Raw genomic sequence first — 13,176 nt, forward strand, 5'->3', positions numbered from 1 at the left:
CCACCCCGACCGACGCCGCCACCGTCCAGGCGCAGCTCGGCCGCCCGCCCCGCGGGCTGCGCGCCGTGGCGCACCGTTGCCCGTGCGGCAACCCCGACGTGGTGGAGACCGCGCCCCGGCTGCCGGACGGCACGCCGTTCCCCACCACCTACTACCTGACCTGCCCGCGCGCCGCCTCCGCCATCGGCACCCTGGAGGCCGAGGGCGTGATGAAGGAGATGACGGCCCGGCTCGCCGAGGACCCGGAGCTGGCCGCCGCCTACCGGGCCGCGCACGAGGACTACCTGGCCCGTCGGGACGCCATCGGGGTGCTGCCCGGCTTCCCGAGCGCCGGCGGCATGCCGGACCGGGTCAAGTGCCTGCACGTGCTGGTCGCGCACGCGCTGGCGGCCGGCCCCGGGGTGAACCCGCTGGGGGACGAGGCGCTGGCGATGCTCCCCGAGTGGTGGCGGAAGGGCCCCTGCGTGGCCCGGCCGGCCGAGCCGACGTCCGAGACGGTCTTCGAGAGGGAGGAGGCGCCGTGACCACCGCCGCCGCCATCGACTGTGGCACCAACTCCATCCGGCTGCTGATCGCCGACGCGGACCCGGCGACCGGCCGGCTCACCGACCTCGACCGGCGGATGGAGATCGTCCGCCTCGGCCAGGGCGTGGACCGCACCAGGCGGCTCGCCGCCGACGCGCTGGAGCGCACCTTCGCGGCCTGCCGCGAGTACGCGGCCGCGATCGAGGCGCACGGCATCACCCCGGACCGGGTGCGCTTCGTCGCGACCTCGGCCACCAGGGACGCCGCCAACCGGGACGAGTTCACCGGCGGCGTCGAGAAGATCCTCGGCGTCGCCCCCGAGGTCGTCACCGGGGACGAGGAGGCCGCGCTGTCCTTCACCGGCGCCACCCGGGAGCTGACCGGGCTGCCCGGGCTCACCCCGCCCTACCTGGTGCTGGACATCGGGGGCGGCTCCACCGAGTTCGTCCTCGGCGACGAGGCGGTGCGGGCCGCCCGCAGCGTGGACATCGGCTGCGTGCGGCTGACCGAGCGGCACCTGCTGCGGGAGGGCGTGATCGTCGACCCCCCGGGTCCCGAGCTGATCGACGCCATCGCGGCCGACATCGACGCCGCGCTCGAACTGGCCGCCGAGCGGGTGCCGTTGACCGAGACCCACACCCTGGTGGGGCTCGCCGGCTCGGTCACCACGGTGGCCGCGATCGCCCTCGACCTGCCGGGCTACGACTCGGCCGCCATCCACCACGCGCGGATCCCGGTGGAGCGGGTGCGGGAGATCACACGGCGGCTGCTCGCGGCGGGCCACGCCGAGCGGGCCGCCATCCCGGTGATGCACCCGGGGCGGGTCGACGTGATCGGCGCCGGGGCGTTGGTGCTGCTCAAGGTCATGGAGCGGACCGGCGCCCGGGAGGTCCTGGTCAGCGAGCACGACATCCTCGACGGAATCGTCTGGCACGCCCTGGAAGGGCGCCGGACGGAAACCTCGTGAAGTTTTTCACATGGGGATCGGCCCCGAATCCACCCCGCTGGGGGTGTTCGGGGCCGGATTGTCCGCCAACCGCCGGTTCGCGCCCCGGTGATGGGCGCTCGGCGGCCGGTCGGCGTCGACGTCCGACGGCGCCCCCGGGCAGTCGAAAGGGCCTCTGAGGAGCGGCTTCGCCGGTGGGGCGGCGGTCGACGGGTGGCAAGCGCGGCAAAGGGTCGCGCAGTGTAGCAGAACACCCGTGCAAGCTTGTGAAGCCCCTCACGAGGGGGGTGGGGATGTCGGGTGGATACTCGATGGCATGAGCACCACGGAGCGTCCCCGAATCCTCGTCGTAGGTGGTGGGTACGTCGGCATGTACGCGGCCCGCCGCATCCTCAAGAAGATGCGTTACGGCGAAGCCACCGTCACCGTCGTCGACCCGCGCTCGTACATGACCTACCAGCCGTTCCTCCCCGAGGCCGCGGCCGGGAGCATCTCCCCGCGTCACGTCGTGGTGCCGCTGCGGCGAGTGCTCCCCAAGGCCGAGGTCCTCACCGGCCGCGTCACCTCCATCGACCAGGACCGCAGGGTCGCCACGGTGGCGCCCCTCGTCGGCCAGCCGTACGAGGTCCCCTTCGACTTCCTGGTGGTCGCGCTCGGCGCGGTCTCCCGCACCTTCCCGATCCCCGGCCTCGCCGAGCAGGGCATCGGCATGAAGGGCGTGGAGGAGGCCATCGGCCTGCGCAACCACGTGCTGGAGCAGCTGGACAAGGCCGACTCGACGACCGACGAGGCCGTCCGGCGCAAGGCGCTCACCTTCGTCTTCGTGGGCGGCGGCTTCGCCGGCGCCGAGACGATCGGCGAGGTCGAGGACATGGCGCGGGACGCCACCAGGTACTACCCGTCCATCAAGCGCGAGGACATGCGCTTCGTCCTGGTGGACGTGGCCGAGCGGATCCTCCCCGAGGTCGGGCCGAAGCTCGGCGAGTGGGGTCTCGAGCACCTGAAGGCGCGCGGCATCGAGGTGCACCTGAAGACCTCGGTGAAGTCCTGCGTGGACGGGCACGTCGAGCTCAGCAACGACGTGGTGGCCGACTCCAACACCATCGTGTGGACCGCGGGCGTCAAGCCCAACCCGGCGCTGGCCCGCTACGGCCTGCCGCTCGGCCCGCGCGGCCACGTGGACACCCGGCCCACCCTCCAGGTCACCGGCACCGACCACATCTGGTCGGCCGGCGACAACGCCCAGGTGCCCGACCTGGCGGCGCGCGCCGCCGGCGTCGAGAACGCCTGGTGCCCGCCGAACGCGCAGCACGCGCTGCGGCAGGCCAAGGTGCTCGGCGACAACGTCATCTCCGGGATGCGCGGCTTCCCGCAGAAGGAGTACAAGCACGCCAGCATGGGCGCGGTGGCCGGGCTCGGGCTCCGCAAGGGCGTGGCCATGATCAAGCTGGGCAAGCTGACCCTCCGCTTCCGCGGCCGGCTCGGCTGGTACCTGCACCGTGGCTACCACGGCATGGCGGTGCCGACCTGGAACCGCAAGATCCGGGTCTTCGCCGACTGGACCCTGGGCCTGTTCCTCAAGCGCGAGGTGGTCTCGCTTGGCGCCATGGAGCACCCGCGCGAGGAGTTCTACGAGGCGGCGGCGCCGGTCACGGCGGCCGCGACCCGCAAGGTCGAGGAGCAGCCCAAGGCCAAGGCCGCCGGCTGACCGCGCACGACACTGTCCCGAAGGGGCGGACGGCTTCGGCCGGCCGCCCCTTCGGCCGTCTCGGGGGTGGTCGTGGGGGTGAACGGCGGAATGGACGGTGCGGTAAGGGCGTTTCGGAAGGGTCTCGGTGCCATGGTGGGCGGGGTGCCACTCCGCCCTATTCCTGGAGGTGTGTCCCGAATGAGCGTTGCACCGCGAATCGCCACCCTCGTCGAACGGCTGCTCGGCGCGCCGCCCCCCGTCCGGATCCGCGGCTGGGACGGCAGCGTCGCGGGCCCACCCGACGCGCCCGTCGTGGTCGTCCGGCACCCACGAGCACTGCGCCGACTGCTGTTCCGGCCGGGTGAACTCGGCCTCGCCCGGGCCTGGGTGGCCGGGGAACTCGACGTCGAGGGCGAGCTCTACCCGGCGCTCGACGTGATCTCCGGCCTGGTCTGGAACCGGCCGGACGGCGCGGCGACCGGCGGCCGCGACCTGCTGGCGGCCGGCCGGGAGCTGCTGGCGCTCGCCGGGCCCGTGCCGGTGCCACCGCCGCCGCCCCGCGAGGAGGTGCGCCGCCGCTCGGGGCCGCTGCACTCGCTGCGCCGCGACCGCCAGGCCATCAGCCACCACTACGACGTGGGCAACGACTTCTACGCGCTCGTGCTCGGGCCCTCGATGGTGTACTCGTGTGCCGTGTTCGGCTCCCCGAAGGACAGCCTGGAGACGGCCCAGGCCGCCAAGCTGGACCTGATCTGCCGCAAGCTGGACCTGCGCGAGGGCCAGCGGCTGCTGGACGTCGGCTGCGGCTGGGGCGCGCTGGCGCGGCACGCGGCCCGTGAGTACGGCGCGCGGGTGGTCGGCATCACGCTCTCCCGGGAGCAGGCGGAGTTCGCGCGGGAGCAGGTGGCCAAGGAGGGCCTGGAGGACCGGGTGGAGATCCGGGTCCAGGACTACCGGGAGACCGACGACGGACCCTTCGACGCGATCTCCTCGGTCGGCATGGCCGAGCACGTCGGCGCCGCGCGCTACCGCGAGTACGCCTCCCAGCTGTTCGGCCTGCTCGCCGAGGGCGGCCGGCTGCTCAACCACCAGATCGCCCGCCGCCCCCGGAAGGACGAGACGGGCTACCACGTCGACCCGTTCATCGACGCCTACGTCTTCCCGGACGGCGAACTCGCCCCGGTGGGCCGGACGGTGACCCTGCTGGAGCGGGCCGGCTTCGAGGTCAGGGACCTGGAGTCGCTGCGCGAGCACTACGCCCTGACGCTGCGGAACTGGGTGCGGAACCTGGAGGCCCGCTGGGACGAGGCGGTGCGGCTCACCAGCCCGGGCCGGGCCCGGGTCTGGCGGCTCTACATGGCCGCCTCGGCCCTGTCCTTCGAGCGGGCCCACATCGGTGTCAACCAGATCCTCGCCGTCCGCCCGCCGGCCTCCGGGGCCTCCGGGCTGCCGCTGCGCACCCGGGAGTGGCGGCCGGCGGCCGGCGAGCGGCGAGAACTGGCCGCGTAGCTGGGGCCAGGACCTAGTCAGCCTTGATGCTGTCCAGCATGTTGAGCCTGGCGGCGCGCCTGGCCGGCCACAGGGCGGCCAGCACGCCGACCAGGCCGGCCAGGGCCAGGAAGACGGCTATCCGGTCCCAGGGGAGGACCAGCTCGTAGGTGGCGAGCGAGCCCCGCATCATCTCGCCGACGGCCCAGCCGAAGAACACGCCCAGGCCGACGCCGAGCACCCCGCCGAACAGCGCGATCACGATGGACTCCAGGCGCACCATGCGCTTGGTGGACCGCCGGTCGAGGCCGATGGCGCGCAGCATCCCGATCTCCTGGCGGCGCTCGAAGACCGACATCGCCAGGGTGTTGATGACGCCGAGCACGGCCACGATGACGGCCATCGCCAGCAGGCCGTAGAGCATGTTGAGCATCAGCGTGAAGATGTAGGCGATGTCCTCGGCGATGTCGGCCTCGTCCTGGACGAGGATCGCCGGGTTGTCGCCGAGGGCCGCCTCCAGGGCCTGCTTGGTCTCGTCGCTGGTGCCGCTCTCGGTGGCCACCATCACCTGGAAGTCCTGGATCCGCTCCATGTGCGGGTCGAGCGTGGCGTCGTCCAGGAGGATGCCGCGCATCACCTCGCTGTCCTCGTAGATGCCGGTGACCGTCAGCCGACCGGGCTGGCCGTCCTCGAAGGTGACGTCGAACGAGTCGCCGAGGGTGAGGCCGAGGTCGTCGGCGGTGGCGGTGTCGATCACCGCGTTGTCGCCGCTGAGGCCGTCGAAGGAGCCCGCGGTGAAGTCGGGGGTCACCAGCCGGTCGATGGCCTCGCCGTTGACGCCGGTCAGCGAGTCGCTGTCGGTGCGGTCGGCCACCAGGGCGGGCGAGGCGCGCAGCCCGCTGACGCCGGTGACGCCCGGCTGCTCGGCCAGGGTCTCGGCGACCTCGGGGTTGAGCGGCGCGAAGTTGGCCATCGAGACCACGTAGTCGGAGCTGATCGCCTGGGCGGCCATCCTCTCGATGGCCTGGGAGAGGGTGCCGGCTATCACGGTCAGGCCGGTGATCAGGGTGAGGCCGATCATCAGCGCGGAGGCGGTGGCGGCGGTGCGGCGCGGGTTGCGCACCGCGTTGAGCCTGGCGAGCTTGCCGGAGACCCCGAAGATCCGCAGCAGCGGGCTGGCCAGGGCGATGACCGGGCGGGACAGCAGCGGGGTGAGGACGAACACGCCGATCACCAGCAGCCCGGCGCCGAGGCCCATGGTGGCACCCGAGTCGTCCCGGTTGATGCCGGCCACCACCAGGGCGGCGCCGGCGGCGGCGAACAGCGCGCCGATGGTGTTGCGGACCAGCAGGCCGCGGGTGGTGGGCGCGGCGTGCACGCTGTTCATCGCGGCGACCGGCGGGATCTTCGCGGCGCGCCTGGCCGGCAGGTAGGCGGCGAGCATGGTGACGACGACGGCGACGAGCACCGAGGCGAGCACGGTGGAGCCCGAGACGACCAACGGGCCCTCGGGGATGGTGAACTCGATGGACTCCATCAGGGCGCGGAGCCCGGCGGCGATGCCGACGCCGGCCGCGAAGCCCGCGAGGCCGGCGACGCAGCCCACCAGGAGCGCCTCGACGAGCACCGACCTGGTGACCTGCCGTCGGCTGGCGCCGACGGCGCGCAGCAGCGCCAGCTCCTTGGTGCGCTGGGCGACCAGCATCGTGAAGGTGTTGGCGATGATGAAGATGCCGACGAACAGGGAGATGCCGGCGAAGGCCAGCAGCCCGGTGCGCATGCCGCTCGTCTGCGACTCGATCATCTCGGCCTGGTCGTCCGCGAGTTGCTGCCCGGTGAGGGCCTCGGCGTCGGCCGGCAGCAGCGGCTGGACCGCCTCGTCGAGCTGGGTCTGCGAGGTGCCGTCCGCGGCGGCGAGGGTGATCCTGGTGTACTCGCCGGGCTTGGCGAACAGCTCCTGGGCGGTGGCGGTGTCGTAGAGGACCAGCGAGCCGCCGGCGGCGACGCTGCCCTCCTCCGTGGTGAAGACGCCGGTGATGGTCTCCTCGCGGACCGGCCCGTCGACCGAGACGCGGGCGGTGTCGCCCACCTGGTATCCGGTGCGCTCGGCGGTGTGCGCGTCGATGGCGATCTCGCCCGCCGCGCCGGGCGCCCGGCCCTCGGTCATCGGGTAGCGGGAGTCCGTGCCCGTGCCGCCCTGGCCGGCGTAGTAGTTGGCGCCGCGGGTGTCCCAGCCGGACCCGACCAGGTCGCCTTCCGTGTCGGCCAGCGCGGCGAAGCCGCTGACGTCGCCGATGGCCTCGGCGACGTTGGGCAGGGCGCCGACCTCGTCGAGCAGTGCCTGGTCGAGGTTGGCGGCACCGCCCGGGGCGGCCTCCGCGGCCTCGCTGTCCCCGTCCGGCTGGATGGCTATGTCGACATGGCTCAGGGAGCGCTCGGAACTGCGCTGGAACGCCTCGGAGATGGTGGAGGTGAAGACGAGGGTGCCGGAGACGAAGGCGACGCCGAGCAGCACGGCGAGGGTGGTCATCAGCAGCCGGGCCTTGTGCGCGAGCACATTGCGCAGGGCTGTTCGGAGCATGGGGAATCCCGGGAGGTGGTCGCCCGCCGGTTCCGAGGGCGGCTGCCCTGGCCGGGGACGTGACGGACGGTGGGGTGGTGGGTGTGCGAGCGGCCCGACGGCTGCCGTCAGCTGGTGCGGCCCTTGGCGTCGAACCGCTTCATGTGCTCCAGGACCCGCTCGGCGGTCGGCTCCGGCATGTCGTCGACGATCCGGCCGTCGGCGAGGAATATGACGCGGTCCGCGTAGGCCGCGGCCACCGGGTCGTGGGTGACCATGACCACGGTCTGGCCGAGCTCGCGCACCGAGTTCCGAAGGAAGCCGAGGATCTCGGCGCCGGCGCGCGAGTCGAGGTTGCCGGTGGGCTCGTCGCCGAAGATGATCTCCGGCCGGGCGGCCAACGCCCGGGCCACCGCGACGCGTTGCTGCTGGCCGCCGGAGAGCTGGCCGGGCCGGTGCCTGAGCCGGTCGGCCAGGCCCACGGTGGACACCACCCGGTCCAGCCACGGCTTGTCGGGCTTACGGCCGGCGATGGACATGGGCAGCGTGATGTTCTCCAGGGCGCTGAGCGTGGGCAGCAGGTTGAACGCCTGGAAGATGAAGCCGATCCGGTCGCGCCGGAGTTGGGTGAGCTTCTTGTCCTTGAGGCCGGCGAGCTCCGTGTCCCCGATGCGGGCCGAGCCCGCCGAGATCGAGTCGAGGCCGGCCATGCAGTGCATCAGGGTGGACTTGCCCGAACCCGAGGGCCCCATGATCGCGGTGAACTCGGCCTGCCGGAAGTCCACGGAGACGTGGTCCAGGGCCACGACCCTGGTCTCTCCCTCCCCGTAGACCTTGGTGAGGTCCCTTGCCTGGGCCGCCACCGCTCCGGTGGACGCGGTGTGTGGGGCGGCGACGGTGCTGGACACGAGCTTCTCCTGTCGGGACGGGGGCAGGCACCTTCCATCCTGGGCCATCGCCTCCTGGCGCGGATCAGCCTCCTTGCCGGTTCTGGCGAGTTCTTCAGAGGGACAGCCGGGAGCCACGTGTCATACCTGAGGAGGAGATCATCCCTGAGTACCCGGAAGGATGCGGAGGGTTGATTTGCGTCAATCCTCGCCGCCGCGAGGGGAGTGGGGGCGAGACCGAAGCGGCCTGTGGCCGGGTAGTCAGTGTCTGATGAGCCATCAGGGGCTCATAAAATCAGACAACATCGGCCTGGGGCACCGGTGTTCGGGCGAATCTGCCAGTTAAGCTCAGTAGACGCCTCAGGCGCGCACGGCGCCCGGAACGGCTTGGGATCTGTGCCCGGATGGTGGAATGCAGACACGGTGAGCTTAAAACTCGCTGGCCTTCGGGGCGTGCCGGTTCAAGTCCGGCTCCGGGCACACCAGGCGCCACGGTCTCCGACCGGTCCTCCGTGAGGATGAGGCCGCCGACCTCGTCGGTCGGTCCCCGCCACTCCCGCCGCCACCCGCCTCGGGTCGGCCCCCGGAGACGGTGGGATCACGGTCCGGTACGGGAACCTTCAAACCCCTTTCGCTCGTTTCTCCGACTGCACTACCGTGCAGTCTTTGCTAACGCATTACTCTGGTAGTCAAGGTCGTGCCGTGCGGCCATGGAGGAGTGAGATGAGGAGCAGCAACCCGGTCTTCACGCGTCGGGGGTTCAGTCGGGACGGTGGCTACGCCGGCTTCAACGCCGGGCCGCAGCTGCAGACCGGGAATCCGTACGCGGGTAGCCCGTCCAACCCCTACGCGCAGCCGGGTAACCCGTACGCGCAGCCGCAGGTGGGCCCCGACGGCGGATACGTGCCGCCCGCCCCCACTCGCGCCGGTGTGATGACGATCGACAGCGTCGTCTCCCGCACCGCCATCACCCTGGGCACGGTCGTCGTCGCCGCGGCGGCCGCCTGGATCACCGACATGCCGATCGGCCTCGGGGTGCTCTTCGCCCTCGTGGCGATGGGGCTCGGCCTGTGGCAGTCCTTCAAGCGCGAGCCGTCTCCCCCGCTGATCCTGGCCTACGCCGTCACCGAGGGCCTCTTCCTCGGTGCCATCAGCAACGCGATCAACGCGGTGGCGCCGGGCGCGGCCATGCAGGCCGTCATCGGCACCATGGCGGTCTTCGCCGGCGTGCTGTTCATGTACAAGCAGCGGATCATCCGCGTCACCCAGCGCTTCACCCAGTTCGTGCTGGCCGCGGCCCTGGGCTTCGTGCTGCTCTCCGCGGTCAACCTGATCGTGGCCATGATCGGCGGGGGCAACGGCCTCGGCCTGCGTGACGGCTTCATCGGCGTCCTGTTCGGCATCGCCGGCATCGTGCTCGGCGCCTGCTTCCTCGCCCTGGACTTCAAGCAGGTCGAGGACGGCATCGCCTACGGCGCCCCGGAGAAGGAGTCGTGGCTGGCCGCCTTCGGCCTGACCCTGACCCTGGTCTGGATCTACCTGGAGTTCCTGCGTCTGATCGCCATCCTGCAGGGCGACTGACCGGCCGGTCGGCTGAGGATCCATCCGAGCTGACGTGATCCGAGCTGACATGAGGGGCCCGGCGAGACACCGTCTCGCCGGGCCCCTCGGCCTTTCGTCGGGTCAGCGGTGGGGTCAGCGGTGGTGGCTCAACAGGTCGAGCGCCTCGGCCAACGCCCGCCCGGCGGCCGGGTCGTCGTCGCCGGCGTCCGTGACGGCCCGCGCCAGGTCGTAGCCGGCGACGGCCACCTGGTCGCCCACCGCGTAGATGCCGACCTCGGGCAGCCGCCGCTGCCCCCCGAAGGGCGTCTCCAGGCGCTGCGCGCGGTTGGTCAGCTCGCGGGCGAGCGCCAGCCCCTCGGCCGCCGCGCCGCGCCGCAGCCGGCTCTCCGGCAGGGTCCGCAGCCGGTCGGCCGCGGCGTCCACCGCCTCGTACAGGTCGTCACGGGTGGGGGGAGTGGTGTCGGAGCGCGCCATGCCTCAATCGTTCCGGTAGGTGGAGGCGACCACGCGGTCCGCCAGCAGGTACACGCTCTCGGCCCCGCAGGCGAAGGTCAAAGCGTAGGCGCCGGAGACGCCCGAGCCGCCCATCAGCACCGGGGTCTCGCCGGTCCGCACCGCCTCGGCCAGCCGCTCGGCGGCCTCCTGGTGGCTGGGCGTCAGGCAGAGCGTGGTGCCGTCCTCGAACAGCAGCAGGTCGAGCGTGCCCATCGGGCCCTGGCGGACGTCCGCCAGCGGGGTGCGGGACTCGGCCAGCACGGAGAGCCGGTCGGCGGTGTGCCGCTGCTCCTCGCGGGCCGACCGCTCGCCGGGGCCGCGCTCCACGGCCTCGCCGGTGAGGGTGAAGCCGGGGTGCGACGGGTGCCGCCGCCGGGCGGCGGCCAGCTCGGCGGAGTCGGTGGACCCGGCGTCGTCCTGGCCGTCCGGCTGGTCGCGGAGCTCCTCCTCGCCGTCGGCCTCGTCGTCGGCCTGCCGCGGGAGGAACGCGGCGCCCTCGCGGACGGCACGCGGGGCGGGGAGATAGCCGGAGTCGCTGAGCAGATACCGCTCCAGCAACGCGTCCAGGATCTCCTCGTCGGCGTCCGCCACCTCGTAGCCGAGGCCACGGCCGCCGAGCAGCCCGCCGGCGCCCTCGCTCTCCCGGGCGTCCTGCTCGGCCCAGTAGGCGCGGGCCTCGGCCAGCTCGCGCTCCCGCTCGTCGGCGAGCGCGGCCGCCACGGCCGTGCGGATCTCCTCGGGCGGGACCGGCCGGGCGACGGGCACGCGACCGGCCAGCACCGCGCGCAGCTCGCCGAGCTCGCGGCGCAGGCCGAGCGCGGTGCGCAGGGCAAGCGCGCCGAAGGCGGCGGAGGCGACGCAGCTGCCTGCGGTCACCAGCAGGATCACGGATATGGCGCTCACGGACTCGCTCCCAGAAGTTCTTGGTCCTCCCCCAGGCCTGTCGGCCTGGGAGGTACCCCCAGACTTCTTATCCCAGGTTTCCAGGCCGCGGCCACGCCGTGCAGTGCGAAACGTCATGAACTGGACAGGTCTTTGGTCCGAAACGTACCCGCGCCACCTCGCTGAGCTGCCCTTTCTCCGGGCAGCCCGGCGTGGATCACATCACGGGTCCGCTTCGGTCTCGCCGGTATAAAGGGGCCGAAGGGCGCGTGGGCCGAGGGGAGCGCCGCCCGGCCCGCGCGACGCGCTCAGCTCAGGCGCTCCACCACCATGGCCATGCCCTGGCCGCCGCCCACGCACATGGTCTCCAGGCCGAGCCGCTTGTCGTGCCAGCGCAGCGAGTTGATCAGGGTGCCGGTGATCCGGGCGCCCGTCATGCCGAAGGGGTGGCCGACGGCGATCGCGCCGCCGTTGACGTTGAGCCGGTCCAGGTCGATGCCGAGATCGCGGTAGGAGGGGATCACCTGGGCGGCGAACGCCTCGTTGATCTCGACGAGATCGATGTCGTCGATCGTGAGGCCGGCCAGGGAGAGCGCCCGCCGGCTGGCCTCCACCGGGCCGAGGCCCATGATCTCCGGCGAGAGCGCCGAGACCCCGGTGGAGACGATCCTGGCCAGCGGCGTCACGCCCAGCTCGGCGGCCCTGCGGTCGGACATGATCACCAGCGCGGCGGCGCCGTCGTTCAACGGGCAGCAGTTGCCGGCCGTGACCAGGCCGTCCGGCCGGAAGGCCGGCTTGAGCGTCGCCACGCCCTCCGTCGTGACGCCGGGCCGCGGGCCGTCGTCGGCCGCCACGACCGTGCCGTCCGGCGTGGTCACCGGGGTGATCTCGCGCTGCCAGAAGCCGTCGGCGAGGGCCTTCTCCGCCAGGTTCTGCGAGCGCACCCCGAACTCGTCCATCTCCGCCCTGGTCACACCCTTGAGCCGGGCCAGGTTCTCGGCCGTCTGGCCCATGGCGACGTACACGTCCGGCAGCAGGCCGTCCTCGCGCGGGTCGTGCCAGCCCTCCCCGCCGTGCTCGGCGCGGTGCGCGCTGCGGGCCTCGGCCTCGGCGAACAGCGGGTTGCGGGTGTCGGGCTGGCCGTCGGACGAGCCCTTGACCGTACGGGACACCATCTCCACGCCGGCCGAGACGAACACGTCCCCCTCGCCGGCCTTGATGGCGTGGAACGCCATCCTGGTGGTCTGCAGCGAGGAGGCGCAGTACCGGGTGACGGTACAGGCCGGCAGCCGGTCGAGACCGAGCTGCACGGCCACCACCCGCCCCAGGTTGTGGCCCTGCTCGCCGCCCGGCATGCCGCAGCCGAGCAGCAGGTCGTCGATGTCCGCCGGGTCGAGCGCCGGCACCTGGTCGAGCGCGGCCCGGACGATGGTGGCGGTCAGGTCGTCGGGGCGCAGTTCCTTGAGCGACCCCTTGAAGGCCCGACCGATGGGCGAGCGGGCGGCGGCGACGATGACGGCTTCCGGCATGGTTCCTCCCGGCGGCGGCGGGCCGGTGCCCGCCCTCGACACGAAGTTACCGACAGGTAGGTGGGGCTGTCACCCCTGCCGGACCGGCCTGCCGGCCTACCGGTACCGACGAGCCGCGGGTACGGCACCTGGCCCTGTGCCCCGGCCCGGCGACGGCCTGCCGCTGCCTCGGGGCTCCGCCCCGCCCGTGACCACGGCCGCTGGTCGGGCATGGCCCGGGCCTCCGGGCCTGGCGCGGTACGGGGCTCCGCCCCGTCCCCCGGCTCGCTGGGCTTGGCGCTTTCGCGCGGCTGAGGGGCCCGCATGCTGCGGGGCTTCGCCCCGGGCCCGGGGGTGTTGGGCGTGCGGCCACGCCCCGCTCCCAGGCTCGCCCGGTTCCCCGGAGCCTGGGTCTGCGGGCTGGCGCGGTGCGGGCCTGCGGGCCCCCGCTCGCTGGGCGCGCTGCCGCGTGGCCGAGGGGCCCTGGCCGGGCATGGCCTGGGGATGCGCCAGGTCCGCCACTCGGGCCTGTTGACCGGGTACGGCCCGGGGCTTCGCCCCGTCCCCCCGGCTCGCCGGGGCTGGGGCTGTTGGACTGCGCGGCCGGGCACGGGCCTTGTGGGGTGCTGCCG

Annotated in this window: 10 protein-coding genes and 1 tRNA gene; 6 read left to right on the plus strand and 5 right to left on the minus strand. The window is 72.9% G+C overall.

Going from position 1 to position 13,176, the window contains the following annotated elements; genetic code table 11:
* From E1283_RS19525 to E1283_RS19540, 4 genes are all read left to right on the plus strand, one after another.
* On the plus strand, nucleotides 1-524 hold a 524-nt coding region (locus tag E1283_RS19525), incomplete at its 5' end, for a DUF501 domain-containing protein (protein ID WP_132819382.1).
* Nucleotides 521-1,492 carry a Ppx/GppA phosphatase family protein gene (locus E1283_RS19530; RefSeq protein WP_132819383.1) on the plus strand — a complete coding sequence of 324 codons (972 nt, stop codon included), beginning with the start codon at nucleotides 521-523 and terminating at the stop codon, nucleotides 1,490-1,492. The genes E1283_RS19525 and E1283_RS19530, both read left to right, overlap by 4 nt.
* 295 nt (nucleotides 1,493-1,787) lie before the next feature.
* Nucleotides 1,788-3,179 carry an NAD(P)/FAD-dependent oxidoreductase gene (locus E1283_RS19535; protein WP_132819384.1) on the plus strand — a complete coding sequence of 464 codons (1,392 nt, stop codon included), beginning with the start codon at nucleotides 1,788-1,790 and terminating at the stop codon, nucleotides 3,177-3,179.
* 180 nt (nucleotides 3,180-3,359) lie between these two features.
* Nucleotides 3,360-4,670 carry an SAM-dependent methyltransferase gene (locus E1283_RS19540; protein WP_132819385.1) on the plus strand — a complete coding sequence of 437 codons (1,311 nt, stop codon included), beginning with the start codon at nucleotides 3,360-3,362 and terminating at the stop codon, nucleotides 4,668-4,670.
* 13 nt (nucleotides 4,671-4,683) lie between these two features.
* On the opposite strand, the gene E1283_RS19545 is transcribed toward E1283_RS19540, so the two are convergent.
* Together E1283_RS19545 and E1283_RS19550 are read right to left on the minus strand one after the other, a co-directional pair.
* Complete coding sequence (locus E1283_RS19545; RefSeq protein WP_132819386.1) at nucleotides 4,684-7,230, minus strand: ABC transporter permease; 2,547 nt, start codon at nucleotides 7,228-7,230, stop codon at nucleotides 4,684-4,686.
* A gap of 107 nt (nucleotides 7,231-7,337) precedes the next feature.
* A complete protein-coding gene (locus tag E1283_RS19550) occupies nucleotides 7,338-8,117 on the minus strand; it encodes an ABC transporter ATP-binding protein (RefSeq protein WP_243744955.1) in 780 nt (259 codons plus the stop codon).
* Between the two features lie 377 nt (nucleotides 8,118-8,494).
* Between E1283_RS19550 and E1283_RS19555 the strand changes: the two genes are divergently transcribed.
* Both E1283_RS19555 and E1283_RS19560 read left to right on the plus strand, forming a co-directional pair.
* Nucleotides 8,495-8,576: transfer RNA gene (locus E1283_RS19555), tRNA-Leu, on the plus strand.
* A gap of 243 nt (nucleotides 8,577-8,819) precedes the next feature.
* The gene (locus E1283_RS19560; RefSeq protein WP_132819388.1) at nucleotides 8,820-9,677 is read left to right on the plus strand and encodes a Bax inhibitor-1/YccA family protein; all 858 of its coding nucleotides are present in this window, start codon (nucleotides 8,820-8,822) and stop codon (nucleotides 9,675-9,677) included.
* Nucleotides 9,678-9,791: 114 nt separating this feature from the next.
* On the opposite strand, the gene E1283_RS19565 is transcribed toward E1283_RS19560, so the two are convergent.
* The 3 genes from E1283_RS19565 to E1283_RS19575 all read right to left on the minus strand — a co-directional run bounded on the left by E1283_RS19565 (nucleotide 9,792) and on the right by E1283_RS19575 (nucleotide 12,565).
* Nucleotides 9,792-10,133, minus strand: coding sequence for a hypothetical protein (locus E1283_RS19565; protein WP_132819389.1), 342 nt, complete (start codon nucleotides 10,131-10,133; stop codon nucleotides 9,792-9,794).
* Between the two features lie 3 nt (nucleotides 10,134-10,136).
* Entirely contained in the window at nucleotides 10,137-11,057 is a 921-nt protein-coding gene (locus E1283_RS19570; RefSeq protein ID WP_132819390.1) for a hypothetical protein, read from the minus strand.
* Nucleotides 11,058-11,344: 287 nt separating this feature from the next.
* Complete coding sequence (locus E1283_RS19575) at nucleotides 11,345-12,565, minus strand: acetyl-CoA C-acetyltransferase (protein WP_132819391.1); 1,221 nt, start codon at nucleotides 12,563-12,565, stop codon at nucleotides 11,345-11,347.
* Nucleotides 12,566-13,176 lie beyond the last annotated feature (611 nt).

Source organism: Streptomyces hainanensis, assembly GCF_004348415.1.
Lineage (GTDB): Bacteria > Actinomycetota > Actinomycetes > Streptomycetales > Streptomycetaceae > Streptomyces > Streptomyces hainanensis.